Source organism: Bacillus sp. PK3-037 (assembly GCF_054161355.1).
Genome location: NZ_CP096408.1, coordinates 3,227,561 through 3,247,362 on the forward strand (window position 1 = coordinate 3,227,561; position 19,802 = coordinate 3,247,362).

Genomic DNA, 19,802 nt, shown 5'->3' on the forward strand with positions numbered 1-19,802 from the left:
CCTTTATTTTACAAGAAAAAGATTGTATATTGTGTCTTTTTCCCATACAATAAAAACGACACAAGTGTCATTTTAATGATCAGGAGGATGAATCATGGAAAAACCATTGTTTCGCAATCAAAAAGGACTGATAACACTGTTAGCCTCGCAAACCATTTCTTCACTTGGAGACTGGCTTCACATTTTGGCCGTGCTAACATTAGCCGCTTTTCAGCTTCATGCTTCACCATTAGATATGTCGCTTTTAATGATGTCGTTTGCTTTGCCTGTCATTGTACTCGGACCTGTATCGGGTCTGCTTGCCGACCGTTTTGACAGAAAAACGATCATGTTTCTGTCTGAAATCGGCCGTGCCCTCACCGTTATCAGCTGCGTTTATGTCAGTGAGCTTTGGCAGCTTTACGTATTGCTATGTCTTCAGAGCTGTTTTTCTTCACTTTTTTCACCTGCTAAAAACGGAAAGCTTAAGGAATTGGCTCCGGAAGCACACCTTCAGCAGGCCGTTTCCGTCAGCAGCATCATTGATAACAGCGCAAAAATCTTCGGCCCTGCCCTTGGCGGCATGCTGATCGCTGCTGTCTCTATACATTCTGTTTTCTATATCAACGCCGGCACCTTTCTTCTTTCCGCTGTCATTTTGTTTTTCCTCCCCAAAGATGCTTTTTTACAAAAAGCCAATACACCTCAAGAAAAAACATCAGCACTTGCTTCTATCAAAGAAGGCCTTCAGTATTTGAAACGGATGCCGCTTCTTTTAACAGGCTTACTCACAGCTTGCGTCGTTCTCTTTGTTTTGCAGATTGGTGACTCCCAGGCTATCATTCTGATCCGTTCTTTTTCAGGCGCTCCGCCTGAGCTTGCAGGCTGGTGCATGGCCGTCAGCGGAGCCGGCATGCTCCTTACGGCGGCAATTGCCGGCAGACGGCGAATTACCTCTTATTTTCTTTATTTCTCAGCTGGGACCTTTCTGCTTGGACTAGCAACTGGAGGCGTGCCATTTCTGATCGGAATGGGAATTGCCGGCATTGCTCTTTTTATTTTCGCTTTTTTCATCATGGGAGCGGCTTTTGGTCTGGTCCATATTCCATTTCAAATTCTCGTGCAAACAACAGTGCCTGTCGATTATAGCGGCAGGGTATTTGGCGCCATTCAGAGCGCGACAACCCTCGCCTCCATCCTCGGCATGGCAGGCGGGGGCGTGCTGGCGGAATGGATCGGTGTATCACTTGCTTTTCTTGTCTGTGGCTGCTTGCTGATCATAGTCGGGTTGATTACACTTGTAGGTAAGAAAGTTGCAGAAAGCAGGCGATATCTTGTCACCGAAAGTAACAAAGGAGCACAAGGATAAACGGCAGGCAGAGATTTTAGAGGCTGCCAAAACGGTTTTTAAACGAAAAGGATTCGAATTAACGACAATGAAGGACGTTGTGGAGGAGTCAGGTTTCAGCCGAGGCGGTGTCTATCTTTATTTTTCAAGCACCGAGGAGATGTTTCGGCGAATCATTGAAGCAGGGCTAGATGAAGGGCTCCGAAAGCTTGATGACTCAGCTGAACACCGAAGTGTTTGGACCGCCATTTCCAGCTATTTGGATGAACTTGCTGAGGGCCTGCGTGATGCAGCGGACACACTGGCGCCGGTGCAATTTGAATATTTAGTGACGGCTTGGCGCAATGAAGAACGAAGGAAGTATTTAGAAAATCGGTATGATCTTTTTGTGGCAAGGTTTTCAAAGCTATTGCAAAAAGGAATCGATCAGGGAGAATTTCAGCCTCTGCAGCCTCTGGCGACGATCGCGAAATTTTTCCTCAATATGAATGACGGCATCATCCAGAACGCGCTTTATTTCGATGAAGAAAAGGCTGATGTATCTGGACTTGCTGAATCTGCAAAACTGTATTTAAAAACGGTGCTGCAAGTAGATGAGAAATAAAGAAATGCGGCAGGAACCTCTCTCCTGCCGCTTGTTTTCATCCTGCGTGATCACGCACTTCTAATGTGGCTTTCTTCTGTTTTGGCTGATAAATCTTCCCCACAAATAAATAACCGTATTTGAATTTATTCAGTGCCCATGAGGTCAGAATCGGACCGGCTGTGCACACGGCAAACAACAGGAAAACAGCCGGTGCGGCAGGAATCCCAGGCATATTTAACAGCAAAACGTAGCCTATGATCATAAAATAAGCATGAAGCAGATAAATCGAAAAGGAATAGTTGCTGATAAACATAATGATTTTCGGCACATGCTTCATTTTAGAAAACAAGTGAAAGCACAGGAAAATCATGCTTGTCGAATACAGCATGATATCAGGCCGTTTCGAGCTGATCATGCCGATCTCGCCGACATAAGAAACAGTGACAACCAGCGTAGCAGAAGCTAGCGCGCCGCCGTATATCACTAAACGATATTGGTTCAGCAAGGCTAAAAAGCGCTTATACTCCTTACCGCAATAGTAGGCAAGACAAAAGTAGAAAAGCCAGCCTGCGAACGGAACCCAGAAGAACGGAAACCCCCCGCCCTCTTCTGAAGCGGGAGCCGGGCTGACTGCTGAAAAATAGCTTAAATAGGCGGCTGTCACTACAAATGAGATGGACAGCATCCATTTCGGCGATGCTTTTTTCAAATACTCATGAAACATCATATGCAGAATGTAAAACTGAAAGATGACGAGAATAAAGTATCCGATAAAGTTTCCTAACAATACGTTCGCCAAATACTTTTGCACAATCGCGAGAAAGGTGATTTCTCCCCCCATCGCACTGGTCATCAGTAGTGCATCGATGGCCGCGATAAATAAAAAAGGAACGAAAATCACTTGTCCCCGCTTCTTTAAAAAACCGTCCGGCACACCGTCAGGATAAGAACGGGCCAGCAAAAATTCAGAAATGAAAATGAAGGCAGGCGTGCTGAACATCAGGAGTGTGCGGAAAGAATCTACGGTGTGAGAAATATCTGCGAGAGCTTCTGCCTGAAGCATCAGGACCATTGAAATGATATGGAGCAAGACGACACTTAAGCACGAAATGCAGCGAATCATAAAAATTTCTTTAATTTGCATAACTGCGCTCCTTTTATTTCAAATTTTTAGAAATCGATGGTTGTACCTTAACACACACGATTCATTTAAAAAAAGAGACTGATGTCTTATCTTTCTCTATGCATGAAAGACTAGCAGTTATTAATATCCATTATTTTCCAGTAGACATTCTCCAGCCATTTGTCCCGAACATTCAGGGTGCGATGTTTAATACGTGAAAACAAAGTCCTATTCATATATTTAATCCCGCAAAAATTGCAAAATGCCTTTCTTGATCATAATCCAATCAGCATCACGTTTTACCCGTTTCATGTACCAGGCGGGCGCAGCAGCCGTTTAAAAACGTGAGCCGATTTTGCTTTTCATAACCCTTTAGGAAGCAGCCCTCGGTTTCTCGTTCATGTTTCATATCAGACCTCCTGATCTCACCGCCATACCTCAGAGTCCACCAGTGTATATGACTGGCTAGCTTTCGAAATTTGGTGAACTTCCCCTTTTAAGCTTTTTCAAAAGCGATATTTTTCATTTGGATGTAAGTGATTACTCACTTTACAACCTTCTCTGTTCGTGGTAATTTGTTAGTGAGTGATTACTCACTTTAATAAATAAGGAGGCAGATCAATATGGACGTAATAGAAATGCGAGATGTCAGCAAACGCTTCAGCAGCAAAACTGTTTTAGAGCCGTTTACCTTTTCTGTGAATCAGGGAGAAATCTTTGGATTGCTGGGCCCCTCCGGATCAGGAAAAACAACGCTGATTAAAATGATGATCGGGATGCTGAAGCCATCCACCGGCACAGTTGCTGTGTGCGGAACACCGATGCCAAATTTGAACATGTTTCATCGGATCGGTTATATGGGCCAGTCTGACGCGCTTTATGAAGACTTGACTGCAAAGGAAAATCTTTCATTTTTTTCCGGGCTGTTCGGGATGAAAGGAAAACGAAAGCGTGAACGAATGGATCAAGTTCTTCACTTGGTTGACTTGACTGAACATGCCGAGAAGAAAGTAAGTGCTTTTTCCGGAGGGATGAAAAGAAGGCTGTCCCTTGCGATAACACTCGTTCACGAGCCGGACGTTTTTGCTCTTGATGAGCCCACTGTCGGAATTGATCCCGTTTTGCGCCGGTCGATCTGGGGTGAACTCGGCCGTCTGAAAGAAAACGGAGCCGCCATTCTTGTGACGACACATGTTATGGATGAGGCTGAAAAATGCGACCGCCTTGGACTGATCAGGGATGGCCGAATGATTGACAGCGGTTCGCCTAAAGAACTGATGACTAGATACAAAGCAGCATCTATTGAAGATGTCTTTCTTCTTTCTGGAGGGAGTGCAACATGAGAGTGACTGTACTTGCCGTAAAAATCATTCTGCAATTTTACCGGGATAAACGAACGCTGCTATTGATGCTACTGGCTCCGCTTTTGGTCTTGACTTTGGTTCACCTCATCCTTGATCATAAGGAGGACTCATTTCATGTCGGAGGGTATCATCTGCCGGACGAAATGACGCAGCAACTGGAGAAAAAAGATGTCAAAGTGACAGAATTTTCGAGCACCCATGCAAAACAGCATATAGATGATGACCAGCTGGACGCATTTATTTCATTCACAAATCAGCATATGAAAGTGACACTTGATGGCAGCCAGTCTAAGAACGAACAATTGCTTCAGATCATTACAACTGGAGGCAGCCAGCAAAAACAGCCAGCAGAGGTCTCTTATGCCTACGGCAAAAAGGATTTGAGCACGTTTGATTATACCGGTCCGACACTAATCGGCTTATTTATTTTCTTCTTTGTTTTTTTAATCGCAGGGATTTCTTTTTTAAGAGAACGGACAAACGGCACGCTTGACCGGATCCTCTCAACACCTCTGCGCCGCTGGGAAATTGTCGCCGGATACGGATTAGGCTTTGGCTTGTTTACAACCCTCCAATCTGTGTTGATCACTTGGTATGCTGTTCAAATTCTTGGATTGTATCAGGGCGGATCGTTCTGGCTTGTGTTAATCGTAACGGTAATGCTTTCTTTGACGGCTTTAACGCTTGGCACATTTTTATCAGCGTTTGCCAATAACGAGCTTCAGCTGATTCAGTTTGTCCCGCTCGTCATTGTGCCGCAGGTGTTTTTCTCAGGTCTTTTTCCGATGGATAGTCTGGCCGGCTGGCTTCAGTCACTGCAGCAGATCATGCCTCTGTACTACGGAGCAGACGCCTTGAAGCTGATTATGATGAAAGGCCAAGGCATGTCAGAGATCGCAAATGATCTTCTTATCTTGGCGGGCTTCACCATTTTATTCGCATTCTTAAACATTCTCATCCTGAAAAAATATCGAAGACTGTAAAAGAGGTGTTTTATGATTGACAAATCATAGTAAAAAAATCGCCATTATCGGAGGGACGGGTAAAGCAGGCCGTTTTATAGCCGGCCAGGCTCTTGCAAAAGGCTATCAAGTCCGTATGCTCGTCAGGCAGCCGGAGCGGCCCCCTCACATTGACGAGAGAATTGATGTCATTCGCGGAGATGCCCAGCACCCGCAAAGCATCCGCACGCTGCTGGAAGGATGCAGCGCCGTCGTCAATACGTTCGGACAGCCTGAAAGAGCCGTCCCGTTATACAGTACAGTGACAGAACTCATCGTTACTGTCATGAAAGAATGCAACATAGACAGATATATCGGAGTGACTGGCGCTTCGTTAGATATTGAAGGTGACCGAAAATCATTGGTTTTTAGAATAGGCGCGCTTCTCTTTCGCCTCCTCTATCCGCAAATGATTGCCGATAAAAAGAAAGAGCTTCATATATTATCACGCAGCGGATTGGATTGGACGCTTGTCCGCCTTCCTTTTGTTACAGATGCTCAGACTCAGGGCGCTGTGAAAGTTAATTTCTTCAATTCGCCGGGAATGAGAATCACCAATTTAGATATTGCAGCATTTTTAGTTCAGCAGATTGAGGGTCATTCCTTTTCACAAAAAACACCCTTTATCTCAAATTAACAGCGGGATCGGTTGTGTTCCCTGTCCGCCTTTTCTATAATAAAAGGAACAGGCTTTCAGAAGGAGTACGAACAATGGATGCGAAATCTCTAGAAGAATTATTGCATATAGAAGGCGAACAAATGAAAATGAGTGAAAAACAGCGGCACATTTTGAGTGCGGCTATTGAAATGTTTGCCGAAAAAGGATTTGCCTCGACATCCACGAGTGAAATCGCCAAAAAAGCTGGCGTTGCGGAAGGGACAATTTTCAGGCACTATAAGACAAAAAAGGATTTGCTGCTGTCCATTGTCATGCCGACCGTCACGAAGGTATTTGCGAAAAACTTCAGCAAGGAAGTGTTTGAGCAGGATTATCCGTCATATGAAGTGTTCATTCGGGAAGTACTGAATAACCGGTTTGATTTTGTCAAAAAGCACTTCCCCGTTTTGAAGATTTTTATTCAAGAAGCCTTTTACCATGAAGAATTCAGAAACGTGTATAAGCAAGTCTTCAATGATCATGTATATGAAAAGTTCAAGCATGTTATCGAGCATTTTCAAAGCACAGGAGAGCTGAGGGATCTTCCGGCAGAAACAATCATTCGTACGACAATTTCTTCTATTATCGGCCTTATCGTCACCCGATTCTTGCTGATGGGAGAAAAAATGGATGAAGAGCTTGAGAAAGAGCGCACGATTCAATTTATTCTATATGGCGTCACACAAAAAAGATGAGCACCGGCTCATCTTTTTTGTGTGATCGCGATATACACAGAGGGCATTCTAAAAAACGATTTACGCTGTATTAGAACTTACAAAAAGGTCAGTTTTAGTTCTGACTTTCTACTCTTTTCAACCTGTCAGAAAACAAAAAACCTGCTGTAACTGAACAGCAGGTTTTAACATAGCCGCATATCTTGCATCAGTTCGTATTTAGTCCCCCGCCATTCAATCCTTCTTTGATATAGCCGTTAACTTGGCTATTAGAAAGCAAGCCAATATGGCCGATGCCATACAGCTGGATGTTTCTGGCTCCTTGTAATCGAGACAAGCTATTGATTACAATTTCATCATTCAGACTGTAGATCGATGTATAGAGGATCTTTTGATTAGAATCTGTCCCCGGCAGCGCAACAGATGACACTAAACCATTAGCCCCTCCGAGTGTGACCACATTTTGAATCTTATTGCCCCCGCCTAAATATTTTATAGCATACAGCGTATTGGCTCCTCCCATACTATGAGCCACAATATCTACTTTTTTGGCTCCCGTTTCTTTTAAAACGCGGTCAACATATGAAGCGAGCTGCGGGCCGTTATTTAGATTGTTCCCTGTTTTATCATAAAAATCAATTGCATACAGTTTGTTGCTTTGCCAGCCTTGAGAGATTAAGTAATTTTTAATAGCAAAAAAATTGTATGATGCACCGCTAATCCCATGAACAAGAACAACAGGGTTATGTGCTGTTTCCGCCTTTGCACACGAAGGCGGAGCTGCTAGAATAGACAAAATCATTGATAGACAAATAGTTGATGCAATAAGTAATCTTTTCATTTTCCGTTTCTCCTCAATCATGTATTTACCAGAATGATTATACAGTTAAATTTAAACTTGATAAATACAAACTTGTCAGAATCTTCAATTTCATTATTGTTTTGATGAAAGCAGCAGTTGTCTTCCATACACTCGAAAGAAACTTGAAAGGACTATAAGCGTAAGGAGACATGCGGTTGTGTTCCCAGTCTCCCTTTCCTATAATATAGGGAACAGCTTAAAGCTAGACAAGAGAATAGTTGGCATTGAAATTTGTTTTTACCGGTAAAAGAGAAAAGAACAATACGATTTTGCGGCGGCAGGGCATTTAAAAAGTTTCCTTTTTGCAAAAACAGCCATAGACACGGAGGACAGCATGAGAGTATTAAAATACGCCATATTAGGGCTTTTACGAAAAGGCGAATTGAGCGGATATGATATTACAAGTTATTTCAAAGCGGAGCTCGGCCAGTTTTGGAGCGCCAAGCACAGCCAGATTTATCCGGAGCTCAAAAAACTGACAGATGAAGGCTTTATCACATTCCGGACAACGATTCAGGGCACAAAACTTGAGAAAAAAATGTATACCTTGACTGACAGCGGAAAACAGGAGCTTCACGTGTGGCTGACCCGCCACCACCCTATTCCGGAAACAGTGAAGGATGAATTTATGCTGAAGGCTTATTTCATTTCTTCTCTGTCACGCCAGGAGGCAGCCGCCTTGTTTACAGACCAGCTGCTGAAGCGCAAGGAGAAGCTCGCTGATCTGCAAGGAAGTTATGAAAAGCTAATGGCCTCAGCGGAGCCGATGTCGTTTTCTTCACCGGATTTCGGCCACTATCTGGTACTGACAAAAGCGCTGGAACGGGAGAAGAATTACGTATCCTGGCTGGAGCATATTTTAGCCAGGATACAAGAGGATACCCAGGAGCGGCCTTAAGGCTGCTCCGCTACTCTTATGCAGGAGGACGTCAAATGAATGTGACATTGAATGAATTAATGGGCAAACAGATCCGAGTGGTGCCGATGGACAGGAGCCATATTCAAGGTTTATATGAAGCGGCAAATGATGAAAGAATTTGGACCCATTTGCCGAAAACGATTGAAACCGCACATGATATGGAGGACTTTGTTGAGGAAGCATTGCATCATAAAAAATCCGGAGCAGCATTTCCTTTTGTGATCTTTCATCGTGAAACCGGCAAAATCGTCGGCACGACTCGTTTTCTGTATATGTCGCCTGACAGCAGAAGCCTGGAGATCGGCTGGACGTGGTTTCATCCTTTGGTATGGGGCACAGCCGTCAATACTGAGTGCAAATATTTACTTTTACAGTATTGCTTTGAACAGATGAACACCATTCGGGTGCAGTTTAAAACAGATGAACGGAATATCAAATCCCAAAAGGCGATAGAACGATTGGGAGCAGTGAAAGAAGGAATATTACGAAACCAAATGATCAGAAAAGACGGAACATTTCGTCATTCCGTCTTTTACAGTATTATCGAAAGTGACTGGCCGTCCGTCAAACAACACTTGGAACAAAGACTGAACCTGACAGAACACACGATATAATGATAAAAGCATCTGCCCGGAGGCTGATGCTTTTACGTTCGGAGCGCTTTCAGCCCCGCTGTGAAGGTGACGGCGGCAAAAGCAAGCAAGATGCCGCAAATGCCGAGTATATCCGTGATGGTTGCCCCGTTAGCGATAATGTCTGTCAGTCCGCTCATCGCCCACTTTTGCGGGAGAAATTCAGCAACGGACTGCATCAATTTCGGTTCAATGTCTATCGGCCAATACATTCCGCTTACCATACACGTTGCAATGATGAACAAGTTGCCGAACGCAAGCTGCTGTTCTGGCGTTCTGACATTGGCCGCAATCATCAGCCCGATGCCCACGACTGCTAACAGAAAAAAGGATACTAACACGATCAGCGCAGCCGGATTGCCCCAGCTGATTCCGAACAGCCAATGGGATGCGAGAAGCAGCATTCCAAATTGGATCCAGCCAATCACAAAGAACGACAGCACATACCCCGCTCCGATTTCCGCGCGGCTGACAGACGCGGTGAGCAGTCTCGGCCAGACGCCATTTTTCCGCGCTTCTAATATCGTGCCCGCTGCCCCCATCATTGTCAGCATCACAAACAGAATGGAAAAGCCTGCAGCTCGTGAAGCTGTGTCACTTACGCCCTTGCCTTCTTTTTTATCATTAAGAGATTCCCGTTTTACAGCTGGGGCGCTATCTCCATGGTCTTTGGCGATTACCGTTTTATAAGCCGATTTCCAGCTCTCCCCCGCCGCCTCGGCCGCTGTTTTTGCCGCGGTTACCTGAATGTTGAGCTTTGCCAGCTTGCTTTCGGCATACTGTTTAGCGACTGGCGCTTCTGTCAGCTCTGGACCGTGGCTGAAGACCAGCTCCGGCTTCTCTCCTTTTTCCAGCTTCTCTTGGAAAGAGCGGGAAAGGGTGATGACTCCGGCAATTTTCTTTTGTTTCAGTTTTTCTGAAGCTTTGCTTTTAGTCATCGTTTGAAATGTATACATATCATCATGTTGCTTGAGTTCCCGGATATAATGCTGTGAAAGAAGCGTGTCATCCTGATCGACGATCGCAAGCCGCACCTTATCATCATTTCCGCCGAGCATACCGCCGAATACAAAGGTCAGCAGCAGCGGGGCAGCGAACATCATTAAATAGTTCTGCGGCTTCTTAAAAATGAGAGAAAGCTCAATGCCGCAAATGGCTATGATTTTTTTCACCGTGTTTTACCTCCTTATCTTGTGTGAAGCCTTCTGATGCCAACAGCCAGTGAACAAAGACCGATTGCCGCAAAAAGAAGGACCGGCGTTTGAAGTTCAGCCCAGCCTCCCCCTCCATTAAGGAGAGAAAGCCCTCGAGCGCCCATCGATTTGGCACCGCCTTTGAAACAGATTGCAGAAAATCCGGAAATTGGTAAAACGGAAGCATAGAACCGCCGAGAACAGCAAGCACCTGAATGCCAAAACCTCCTAAAACATCTGCTGACTTCATATCGCTGATGCACGAAGCAAGAAGCATTGAAATGCCGGATACAGCTGCTGCGTAGGAAAGCCCCAGCACGCAGACTAACAAGAGATTGTCTCCCCAGTCCACATCAAATACATTGATGGTCACAATAAGAAAAATGAAAAATTGTATAATGGCAAACAAATAGGTTCCGAGCCACTTCCCGAAGAGAATGGCGTATTTTTGCGCAGGCGTCATCAGCAGTCTGGCAAGGGTTTCTGTTTCCTTTTCCAGCAAAAATGATTTCGCGCCGACCGTCATATGAAACAGCATAAACATGCAAAGCATTGCCGCCGAATAGTATTGAAAACTGGTAACTTCTTTTGCGCCGACTGATTTCTCCGTAACAGCAAGCCTGGCACCCGCTTCTTTTTCAAGCGTCTTAGCAAGATTTTCTGCAATGAGGGCAGGATTGAGCTTTCCTTGTTTTACAGCTTCCGTCTTGGTGACATATTCCATCGAGGCGGATGCCGCTTCTCGTACTGCCTTGTATTGGTCTATAAAAGACACTGCAGCCGTTTCTATGATAGAGCTTTTTAATTCCTGATCAGTGCCAGCATAGACAGCGGCCGGTTTCTTGCCGGATCCCCAATGTGCCGGGACGGCAATTCCGACGTCAATTTTCTTTTCCGCCAGCAGCTTTTTCATTTCCTTTTTACTGCCGGCTTCTGTGACCTTGATCATCTTCATTTTTTCAAGTACATCTGTTTTAAACATCTTCGACGCGCCTGACTGATCAGACTGGACATAGCCGACTTTGATTTCATCAATCTCGCTGCCTCCGCCAAGGATTGATCCAAGAGCGGCCCCTAATATGGCTGTTAAGATCAGCGGCATTAGGATAAGCAGCATAAACCCTTTTTTGTCCGTGATTCTGATTTTGACATCTTTCCATGCAATCCATATTGCTTTTTTCATCGCCGCCCCTCCTAATCCCGCAATGTGCGGCCTGTCAGATTCAGAAACAGCCGTTCCAGATTTGGTTCCTGCACCTGAAGAGACAGGAGATTCGTTTGATGGGCAGCGGCTTCCGTGAGCAGGCCGGTGACTACTTTCTCATGGTGCGCCGCAGCAACCTCAATTTTGAGCTCAGATTCATTCACTGTTACATCATTCACATGGGCAAGCGAGCGGATAGCAGAAAGAAATCCTTCATCTGCCCCGCTGACAGTCATCTGGATGATCGTGTCTCCTCCAAGACGGCTGCACAAGTCGTTTTTTGTGCCGATCGCAATCATTTCTCCCTGATCAATAATGCCGATTCGGTCACATAAATACTCGACCTCTTCCATGTAATGACTCGTATAGATCACGGTCATGCCTGTTTCGTTGAGCTGTTTGACTGTTTCTAAAATATGATTTCTCGATTGGGGGTCTATGCCGACGGTCGGTTCATCCATGATAAGCAGCTCAGGCTTATGCATAAGGGCGGCGCCGATGTTGATTCTCCGTTTCATTCCGCCGGAGAATGTTTCGATTTTATCTTTAGCCCGCTCAGTAAGCCCTACATATTCAAGAACTTCTGCTGATCGTTTTTTGGCCTCTCCATGCGTGAGTCCATACATTTTTCCCCAGAATATGAGATTCTCTTGAGCCGTCAGTGTCGGGTACAGCGCGATTTCCTGCGGGACGATGCCGATTTTTTGCTTGGCATTGTTCGTGTCTTTACCGATAGCATACCCGCCGACTGTAATCTCCCCTCCGTCAAGCGGCACAAGTCCGGAAATCATAGAAATGGTTGTGGACTTCCCCGCTCCGTTCGGTCCGAGCAGTCCGAACGACTCACCCTTTCTCAAGGAAAAAGAGATTCCTTTGACAATTGTTTTTTTTCCGTATGCCTTTTTGATATTTTCTGCTTGAAGCACGCCGTTTCACTCCTTTTTTTATCCCATTGCCATTGTAGAGGAGATTGAGGCGTGAAACATGTGGCGCCGGATAGAACATCGGGCATAAAAAAAAGGCCTGTGACAGGCCTTTTCAGGGCAACGCATATGCCAAACGTCATCTATCAAAAGACAGATACGCCATGTCTGACGGAATAAATGGCGGCTTGGGTTCTGTCTCTGACCGACAGTTTGCTGATAATGTTTGACACGTGATTTTTCACTGTTCCTTCTGTAATGTACAGCTTTTCGGCAATTTCTTTATTGTTCAGTCCGTACCCGAGCTCAGTCAGCACTTCCATTTCACGCTCGGTCAGGTCGAGCAGTTCCTTCGGTTTTTCTTTCTCTTCCGTTCCTTTCAGCTGTTTTTCCCGTTTCCATTCATTCAGCATTTGGGCTGTGAGTTCCGGCGGGAGCACCATTCCTCCTGATTGAACAGTCATCACCGCTTTCACAATCGTATCGGCAGACATGTCCTTTAACAGGTACCCGCTTGCCCCTTCTTCAAGCGCTTCGGCAATCAGCTCTGAATCTTTAAAGGTCGTCAGCATCAGCACCTTTACGCCCGGCAGCGAGCTGGTGATCAATTTTGTTCCCTCCACCCCGGTGGACACCGGCATGCGGATGTCCATCAATACGATATCCGGTTCCAGCTCTTTCGCCTTTTCAAAGGCTTCCTGTCCGTTTCGCGCCGTGGCGATGACATCGAGCTCTTCCCGGAGCTGAAGCAGAGACGCCAGCCCTTCTCTGACGATATCCTGATCGTCGGTAATGATGATTTTAATCATGATAAACTCTCCTTTTGCTGTGTGGGCCCAAAGCTCCATTTTTTATTGGCCAAAGAAAATTCCGCCATCACGGTAAATCCTTGATCCCGCTCGCTTTCAAAACGGATCATCCCGCCATGTTCGGCCGCCCGCTTTTTCATATTCAAGAGACCAAATCCCAGCGCGGCCTCAGGATTTCCTTTTCCGTCATCTTTAATCAAAAGACTGACTGTTTCCGGTGAACACGTGAGCTGAATCGAGCAGGCAGTGGCGCCGCCGTGACGTTTTGCATTGGTCAGCGCCTCCTGCACCGTTCTGATCACAGTCGGATGCAGAGACAGCGGGACCAGCGCAGGATCGCCGCTGACCGTCAGTTCAGATGTGACGCCCGCATTTTTGTAAAAGTCTTCTGTCAGTTGTTTCAGCGATTCAATGAATGAGGGATCGTTCTCCGTTTGCAGGGTTCGGACTGATAAGCGGATATCGCCGAGTGCTTCACGGGCGAGCGTTTCACAGACGCCGACTGTCTCATCTGCTTTTCGGCTGTCTCTTTTTTGCCATTCACGCAGAAGCTGCAGCTGGACAAGAAGCGCCGTCATTTTGTGCCCTACAGTATCGTGGATGTCCCGTGCCATTCTGTTCCGCTCGTGAATGGCGGTGAGTTCTTCGACCTGCTTCGCATATAAATGCAACTCCTGGTGTGCTGCTGACAGCGCCCGATGCGAATCTGTCAGTTCCTGAAACTGCTGTTTTGCCGTTTCTTGTGCTTCAAGAAGTTTGCGGATTAATTTGCCGACGACTCCGCAGAACACCACAAATGTCATGCTGGTGATGTGATCCATGACATATTCATTGCCGGCTAGCAGATATGTACGTATGAGGACAATTGAAAACAAAATTGAGCAAAGACATAACAGAAACCATGCCATTTTTCTATTGAACCCGCGCAGAAAAAATGCGACAGCTACCGGGCATAGCATAATAATGAACAAACCATTGCCGGGAAACATGAATCCGAACGAAAAGCCGACCGTAAGATCAATCAGACAAAACCAGACGTCATACTTCTCTGTTTTCAGCAGAAAATGATTGGCTGCATACACGGCAGCTCCTAACGCGATAAATAGATATTCAAACCAGTTATCATCCTTTACAAGGGACAGATACATTGAACAGCTCACCATCAAGGTGAATATTCTTGTAAATAAAAGAGCTTTCACGCTCATCACTCCTATAAGCAATTCCTTTCTTATCATACCTGCCTCCTGTTATTTTTTACAGGTGTTTCTGGAAAATAAAAACCGCATATGAACTTTATGTCATATGCGGTGCTTTCACTTATTTATTCGAATAATGGATGTAAAATGAGCTCTATTTAAAGCGATTGTGCCCGATACAAGATGGTTTCAAACGCCCCCTAACAGGTTGGTTCTCCCATCATAACAAGGCGGACAGAAATAAAAAATCCCTCTGCCGTTTTTTACGGCAAAGGGATGACAGTTAAATCACAAATTTGATATGTGCTCCGGAGACAGGGTCTTTCACAAGAAAATGGTTTTCCGTTTCTTCAAGCGAATATCCAGCGTTTTTGACTCGGTCCGACACACGTTTGAGTTCCTCCTGATGAGGCAGGACAACGGTGTAATAGTCGAGCCCGCTCGCATTTGCCGGTTTAGGCGGCGCGTTTCTTCCCGCCCAAATATTTAAGCCGATATGATGATGGTAGCCACCGGCTGAAATGAAGAGAGCAGACATGCCCGCATAGTCTCCGACAATGTCAAAGCCCAGCACATCTGTGTAAAACGCTTTTGCTTCTTTCAGATCGCTGACATGCAGATGAATGTGCCCGATGACCGTACCGTTTGGAAGTGTTGTTTTCCGCTCTTCTCCGGTCTCTTCCAAAAGGCCTTCGATGTCGACAGCAGTTGTTGTCATGACGTAGTTTCCTTCACGACCCCGCTGCCAAATGCTGCGAGGACGGTCAGCGTACATTTCAATTCCGTTTCCGTCAGGATCAGAGAGATAGAGCGCCTCGCTGACAGCGTGGTCTCCCTGTCCGAGGGCAATCCCGTTTTCAATCAAGCGGGCGAGCGCGATACCAAGTTCCTTTCTGTTGGGAAGCAAAATCGCAAAGTGATACAGACCCGTTACCGTGCGTTCAGGCAAGACGACAGCGCTCGGATTTTCTTCCAGAATAAGCAGGGGGCGTTTTCCGTCAGCCGTTAATTCAGCTTGGCGGTCCGTCTGATTCAAGACTTGAAAGCCGATCACGTTGCAGTAGAACTGAAGGGAACGCTCCAGACTGCGGATTGTGAGTTTGACATAGCCGATGGTTGTATCCTCATGAATGCTGGTCATGCTGTATGCCTCTTTTCTTATGCTGATACGTTTTCGTTCTTTTTTGCTTTAAACACGAATGGGTCCAGTGCCAGGAATCTGCTTCCAGTAAGCGCCAGGTGAATGGATGTCAAAAGCAGAAGGTAATCAAATTCCGCATTGCCCATGAATGGCGCTTTCAGCTTCACTGTGATGATGGCGCCGATCAGCGTAAGAGCGAACAGTACACCGACAATACGTGTAGCCAATCCGAAGAAGACAAGCACTCCGCCAACGAGTTCAATCGCTGCGATGACATACGCCATAAAGCTTGGAAGGCCTACGCTGCCGAAAAATTGGATGGTGCCCTCCATTGCCTGAAACTTTGATAAACCGTGAACAAAAAAGATAATACCTGTGATGACTCTTAAAAGTAATGTGCCAATTTCAAATGATTTATTCATTTTTATCCTCCTTGATAAATGTTATCACTTACTTAATGTAAGCTAGTATATATACATAACTTGTTTACGTCAAGTAAATTTGTTACATTTTACGAAATTGAAATAAAAGTACTATAAATCTGTAACAAAAAAGACCTTTGTGCAGGACAAAGGTCTTTTTCTTTATTTCTGAAATTGGCTTTCGTATAAGTCACTGTAAAATCCTTTTTGGCGTACCAGCTCATCATGGCTGCCTTTTTCAATCATTTCGCCGTCTTTTAATACGACAATCTGATCCGCTCTTTGAATGGTATTCAGCCTGTGGGCAATAATGACGCTCGTTCTCCCCTCCATTAAACGGGCAAGCGCTTCTTGGATTTTCACTTCTGTTACGGTATCAATGTTGCTTGTCGCTTCATCCAAAATGAGCAGAACCGGATCGGCCAGCACGGCTCTTGCTATGGAGATCAATTGTTTCTGTCCTTGACTGATGCCCGAGCCGTTTTGCGTCAGCACTGTATCATATCCTTTTGGCATCCGCTCAATAAAGCTGTGGGCATTCGCTGTTTTTGCTGCGGCCTCGACTTCCTGATCGGAGGCATCGAGCCTGCCGTAGCGGATATTTTCTCTGATCGTGCCTTGGAACAAGAACGAATCCTGAAGCACAAACCCCATATTTTTTCTCAGGCTCGCCCTTGTCAGCTTTTTAATATCAATCCCGTCAATTAAAATGCTCCCCTCTTCGGGTTCATAAAAACGGGCAAGCAGATTGGTAACAGTGGTTTTTCCCGCTCCCGTCGGGCCGACAAAGGCGATTGACTGCCCGGCCGGCACTGTGAATTGGAGGTGTTTCAGTGTCTGATTGTTTTCCTCGTAGCCGAAGGAAACATTTCGGAATTCAATGCTGCCTGTTTGTATCGGCTGATGCAGGGCATTCTTTTCATCCTCTCGCTCCTCTTTTTCATCCAGTACGTCAAACACCCGTTCAGCGCCGGCAATAGCGGACAGCATCGTATTAAACTGATTGGCCAGATCATTTAATGGACGCGTGAACTGTCTTGAGTACTCGGCAAAGACAACGATGGTGCCGATGGATATCCAGCCTTTCAGCGCAAACAGTCCGCCGATTGCAGCAATGATCGTAAAGCTTAAATTGTTTAAAGAGTTCATCACTTTCGGGATAAAGCCGGAAATCGTCTGTGCCCAGAAGCCTGAAGTCTTGAGCGCGGCGTTTTTTTTCAGAAACTCAGCTGTAATCTGGTCTTCCCGTGAATACGCTTTGATGACCTTTGCCCCTGAAATGCTTTCTTCAATATATCCGTTCAGCTCGCCAAGATTTTTTTGCTGTTCTTTAAACAGTTTTCCCGTACGGTTTGTGATCCATTTCAGACTTACGGCCATTACCGGAATGATCGTCAGCGTGATCACCGTCAGCAGCGGACTCATATACAGCATGACGGCAATCGTTCCGACGAAGGTGATGACACTTGACAGAATTTGAATCACCGACGTATTTAAAGTGGAGCTGACATTTTCAATGTCATTGGTCACCCGGCTCATCAGCTCACCATGCCGCTGTTTATCAAAAAACGGGATCGGCAGCTCATGCAGATGGGTGAACAGCTCGCTTCGCATTCTAAAAACTATGCCTTGCGAAATCGTGATCATCCAATAGTTTTGAAACCATAGTGATAAAGATTGAATGAGATATATGCCAAGCAGAATGAGCAGAACGGGAATAAGCCCGCTGACCGTCTGGCCGACGATGAAATGGTCGATAGCCTTTCCGATCACAAAGGGGCCGAGGAGCCCGAATATCGCGCTGATTACGACCATCAGCATAACGAGTAGGAGCAGCCCTTTTCGTTCTGCCAGGTAAGACCAGATTCGTCTCAGGGTGCCTTTTGTATCCTTTGCTTTCGCTCTTTTTTTAGCGCTTTCTTTTTTATCAATTGGGATTTTGGGGTATTGGAAAGGCTTGCGGATGTCTTTCAGCACGACTCGCTCCCCTCCCTTCCGAATTGCGACTCGTAAATGCGTTTGTATAAATGTGAGTCAGAAAGCAGCTGGCTGTGTGTGCCTTTTTCTATCAGCTCTCCATCCTCGAGCAGCAAGATTTCATCAGCTTTCATGGCCGTTGTTATTTTTTGTGTAATGATTAAGGTGGTGCACTCATATGTGCTGATGGCCTCAAGCAGATTCGCTTCCGTTTGCAGGTCAAGCGCGCTTGTGCTGTCATCCAAAAGAAGAATAGATGGTTTTCTGATCAATGCCCTTGCAATAGAAATCCGCTGCTTTTGGCCGCCGGACAAATTGACGCCTCTTTGTCCCAGGACGGTATCATATCCCTTCGGAAGCTTCATGATTGTTTCATGGATTTGCGCGTGTTTGGCCGCTTCCATTATTTCATCAAGCGAAGCATTTTCTTTGCCCCAAGCAATATTTTCTTTGATAGTGCCTGAGAACAAGAGCACTTCCTGGGGCACAAATCCGATTTGCTTGCGAAGGCCCTCCGCCGGAAAGTCATCACTAGGCTTTTCATCTATGTAAATGCTGCCCGAATCCGGCTGATAAAGCCGCGGAATGAGCTGAAAAAGCGTCGATTTCCCTGATCCCGTCGCCCCGAGAATCGCGATCGTGTCTTTCGGCTTTGCGGAAAATGAGACATTGCGCAGCGCTTCTCTGTCCATATCCGGATATCGGAAGGACACATCCTGAAAGTCAATTCGGCCTGACAAGCGAGCTGAGAGTAATCCTTCCTCCTGCTCGTCACCTTCTGTTTCAAGCACTTCGCCGATTCTGTCGCCTGAGGCTTTTGCCCGGGTGAAAATCATAATCAAAAACGGGAACATAGAAAGCGCACCCGTAATCCGTGTCGCATAGTTAATAACCGCAACGACATCGCCGACCTGAGAACCTCCGCTTGTGATGCTGTGAGCTCCCGCCCATAAAATAAAAAGAATGCAGAGGTTCATCAGCAGCATCAGCACAGGCATCGTAAATTCTACAAGCTGAAACGCCGAGACCGTTTTTCGCATCAGCATCGTGTTTGCTTTGATAAATCTCTTGACCTCATGGCTTCCGCGCAGCAGCGCTTTAATCAGCTTGATCGCGGTTAAATTCTCCTGCATGATCGTATTCACCTGATCCAGCCGTTTCTGCACAGACCGGAACAGCGCCCCGCCCTTTTTCAGTACCCAAAGCAAAAACAAAATCAGGATCGGAATCGTCACAAGAAGAAAAAAGCCGAGCTTCACATTAACAGCCAGTGACAGCGCAATGCCGCCCACAATCATTAGCGGCGCACGCAGCATAAACCTCAGACTCATAAAAATCAGGTTTTGCACCTGTGTCACATCGTTTGTCAGCCTTGTCATATAGGATGAGGACGAAAACTGTCCAAATGTTGAATAAGAGAAGGACTGGATTTTTTGAAAAAGCCCTTTTCTCGTGTCATAGGAAAAGCTTTGGCTCACATGGGCAGCGTAAAAGGAATTCAGCATCCCCGCCGCAAATGATAAAATGGTAAGACCGATCATGACCGCACCCCATATCCAAACGTGCCGCATGTCTTGCTTCAAAATCCCATCGTCGATGATTTTTGCGATCAATAGAGGCTGTACCAGTTCAACCGCGAGTTCCGTCAGCATGAGAATCAGCGCAATTCCCACCAGAAGTGAGTATGGTTTTAAATATGATAAAGCCTTTGACATGTAAAAGCCTCCAAATCCCTTATACTCGATTGTCTCTTTTTTTACTTTACTATGATGGTCTTTTTGACGGCAAACG

At 45.8% G+C, this 19,802-nt stretch carries 18 protein-coding genes and 1 pseudogene; 8 read left to right on the forward strand and 11 right to left on the reverse strand.

All coding sequences use genetic code 11. The features are described from left to right. Positions 1 to 94 precede the first annotated feature (94 nt). Positions 95 to 1,348, forward strand: a complete 1,254-nt coding sequence (locus M1D69_RS16700; protein WP_458105471.1) for an MFS transporter — start codon at positions 95 to 97, stop codon at positions 1,346 to 1,348. Continuing rightward, positions 1,314 to 1,931 carry a TetR family transcriptional regulator gene (locus tag M1D69_RS16705; protein WP_458105470.1) on the forward strand — a complete coding sequence of 206 codons (618 nt, stop codon included), beginning with the start codon at positions 1,314 to 1,316 and terminating at the stop codon, positions 1,929 to 1,931. Before M1D69_RS16700 ends, M1D69_RS16705 begins: the two co-directional genes overlap by 35 nt. Before the next feature lie 37 nt (positions 1,932 to 1,968). Here M1D69_RS16705 and M1D69_RS16710 read toward each other — a convergent pair whose 3' ends face one another. Continuing rightward, positions 1,969 to 3,057, reverse strand: coding sequence for an acyltransferase family protein (locus M1D69_RS16710; RefSeq protein WP_458105469.1), 1,089 nt, complete (start codon positions 3,055 to 3,057; stop codon positions 1,969 to 1,971). A 602-nt stretch (positions 3,058 to 3,659) separates the two neighbouring features. On the opposite strand from M1D69_RS16710, the gene M1D69_RS16715 reads away from it, so the two are divergent. The 4 genes from M1D69_RS16715 to M1D69_RS16730 all read left to right on the forward strand — a co-directional run bounded on the left by M1D69_RS16715 (position 3,660) and on the right by M1D69_RS16730 (position 6,754). Further along, positions 3,660 to 4,379: an ABC transporter ATP-binding protein gene (locus M1D69_RS16715; RefSeq protein WP_458105468.1), complete on the forward strand. Its 720-nt coding sequence runs from the start codon at positions 3,660 to 3,662 to the stop codon at positions 4,377 to 4,379. Beyond that, entirely contained in the window at positions 4,376 to 5,383 is a 1,008-nt protein-coding gene (locus M1D69_RS16720; protein ID WP_458105467.1) for an ABC transporter permease, read from the forward strand. The genes M1D69_RS16715 and M1D69_RS16720 overlap by 4 nt, the downstream gene beginning before the upstream one ends. Before the next feature lie 16 nt (positions 5,384 to 5,399). Continuing rightward, a complete protein-coding gene (locus M1D69_RS16725; RefSeq protein ID WP_458105466.1) occupies positions 5,400 to 6,038 on the forward strand; it encodes an NAD(P)H-binding protein in 639 nt (212 codons plus the stop codon). A gap of 74 nt (positions 6,039 to 6,112) precedes the next feature. After that, positions 6,113 to 6,754 carry a TetR/AcrR family transcriptional regulator gene (locus M1D69_RS16730; RefSeq protein WP_458105465.1) on the forward strand — a complete coding sequence of 214 codons (642 nt, stop codon included), beginning with the start codon at positions 6,113 to 6,115 and terminating at the stop codon, positions 6,752 to 6,754. Between the two features lie 187 nt (positions 6,755 to 6,941). Here the strand turns inward: M1D69_RS16730 and M1D69_RS16735 are convergent, their stop codons facing one another. After that, positions 6,942 to 7,574, reverse strand: coding sequence for an esterase/lipase family protein (locus M1D69_RS16735; RefSeq protein WP_458105464.1), 633 nt, complete (start codon positions 7,572 to 7,574; stop codon positions 6,942 to 6,944). Positions 7,575 to 7,929: 355 nt separating this feature from the next. Between M1D69_RS16735 and M1D69_RS16740 the strand changes: the two genes are divergently transcribed. Both M1D69_RS16740 and M1D69_RS16745 read left to right on the forward strand, forming a co-directional pair. Further along, complete coding sequence (locus M1D69_RS16740) at positions 7,930 to 8,493, forward strand: PadR family transcriptional regulator (RefSeq protein ID WP_458105463.1); 564 nt, start codon at positions 7,930 to 7,932, stop codon at positions 8,491 to 8,493. 35 nt (positions 8,494 to 8,528) lie between these two features. Beyond that, entirely contained in the window at positions 8,529 to 9,128 is a 600-nt protein-coding gene (locus M1D69_RS16745; protein ID WP_458105462.1) for a GNAT family N-acetyltransferase, read from the forward strand. A gap of 32 nt (positions 9,129 to 9,160) precedes the next feature. Here the strand turns inward: M1D69_RS16745 and M1D69_RS16750 are convergent, their stop codons facing one another. The 9 genes and pseudogenes from M1D69_RS16750 to M1D69_RS16790 all read right to left on the reverse strand — a co-directional run bounded on the left by M1D69_RS16750 (position 9,161) and on the right by M1D69_RS16790 (position 19,726). Next, a complete protein-coding gene (locus tag M1D69_RS16750; RefSeq protein ID WP_458105461.1) occupies positions 9,161 to 10,318 on the reverse strand; it encodes an ABC transporter permease in 1,158 nt (385 codons plus the stop codon). A gap of 14 nt (positions 10,319 to 10,332) precedes the next feature. Further along, a pseudogene (locus M1D69_RS16755) lies at positions 10,333 to 11,522 on the reverse strand (ABC transporter permease). 11 nt (positions 11,523 to 11,533) lie between these two features. After that, a complete protein-coding gene (locus M1D69_RS16760) occupies positions 11,534 to 12,469 on the reverse strand; it encodes an ABC transporter ATP-binding protein (protein ID WP_458105459.1) in 936 nt (311 codons plus the stop codon). A 143-nt stretch (positions 12,470 to 12,612) separates the two neighbouring features. After that, positions 12,613 to 13,275, reverse strand: a complete 663-nt coding sequence (lnrK, locus tag M1D69_RS16765) for a two-component system response regulator LnrK (protein WP_059353371.1) — start codon at positions 13,273 to 13,275, stop codon at positions 12,613 to 12,615. Beyond that, a complete protein-coding gene (locus M1D69_RS16770) occupies positions 13,272 to 14,474 on the reverse strand; it encodes a sensor histidine kinase (protein ID WP_458106124.1) in 1,203 nt (400 codons plus the stop codon). Before M1D69_RS16770 ends, lnrK begins: the two co-directional genes overlap by 4 nt. A 280-nt stretch (positions 14,475 to 14,754) precedes the next feature. After that, positions 14,755 to 15,612 (reverse strand): VOC family protein, encoded by an 858-nt coding sequence (locus M1D69_RS16775; protein ID WP_458105458.1) that lies wholly within the window; start codon positions 15,610 to 15,612, stop codon positions 14,755 to 14,757. A gap of 17 nt (positions 15,613 to 15,629) precedes the next feature. Beyond that, positions 15,630 to 16,034, reverse strand: a complete 405-nt coding sequence (gene catD / locus M1D69_RS16780; protein ID WP_458105457.1) for a DoxX family oxidoreductase CatD — start codon at positions 16,032 to 16,034, stop codon at positions 15,630 to 15,632. 162 nt (positions 16,035 to 16,196) lie between these two features. After that, a complete protein-coding gene (locus M1D69_RS16785) occupies positions 16,197 to 18,011 on the reverse strand; it encodes an ABC transporter ATP-binding protein (RefSeq protein WP_458105456.1) in 1,815 nt (604 codons plus the stop codon). Next, on the reverse strand, positions 18,005 to 19,726 hold the full coding sequence (locus tag M1D69_RS16790; RefSeq protein WP_458105455.1) for an ABC transporter ATP-binding protein: 1,722 nt from the start codon (positions 19,724 to 19,726) through the stop codon (positions 18,005 to 18,007). The genes M1D69_RS16785 and M1D69_RS16790 overlap by 7 nt, the downstream gene beginning before the upstream one ends. Positions 19,727 to 19,802 lie beyond the last annotated feature (76 nt).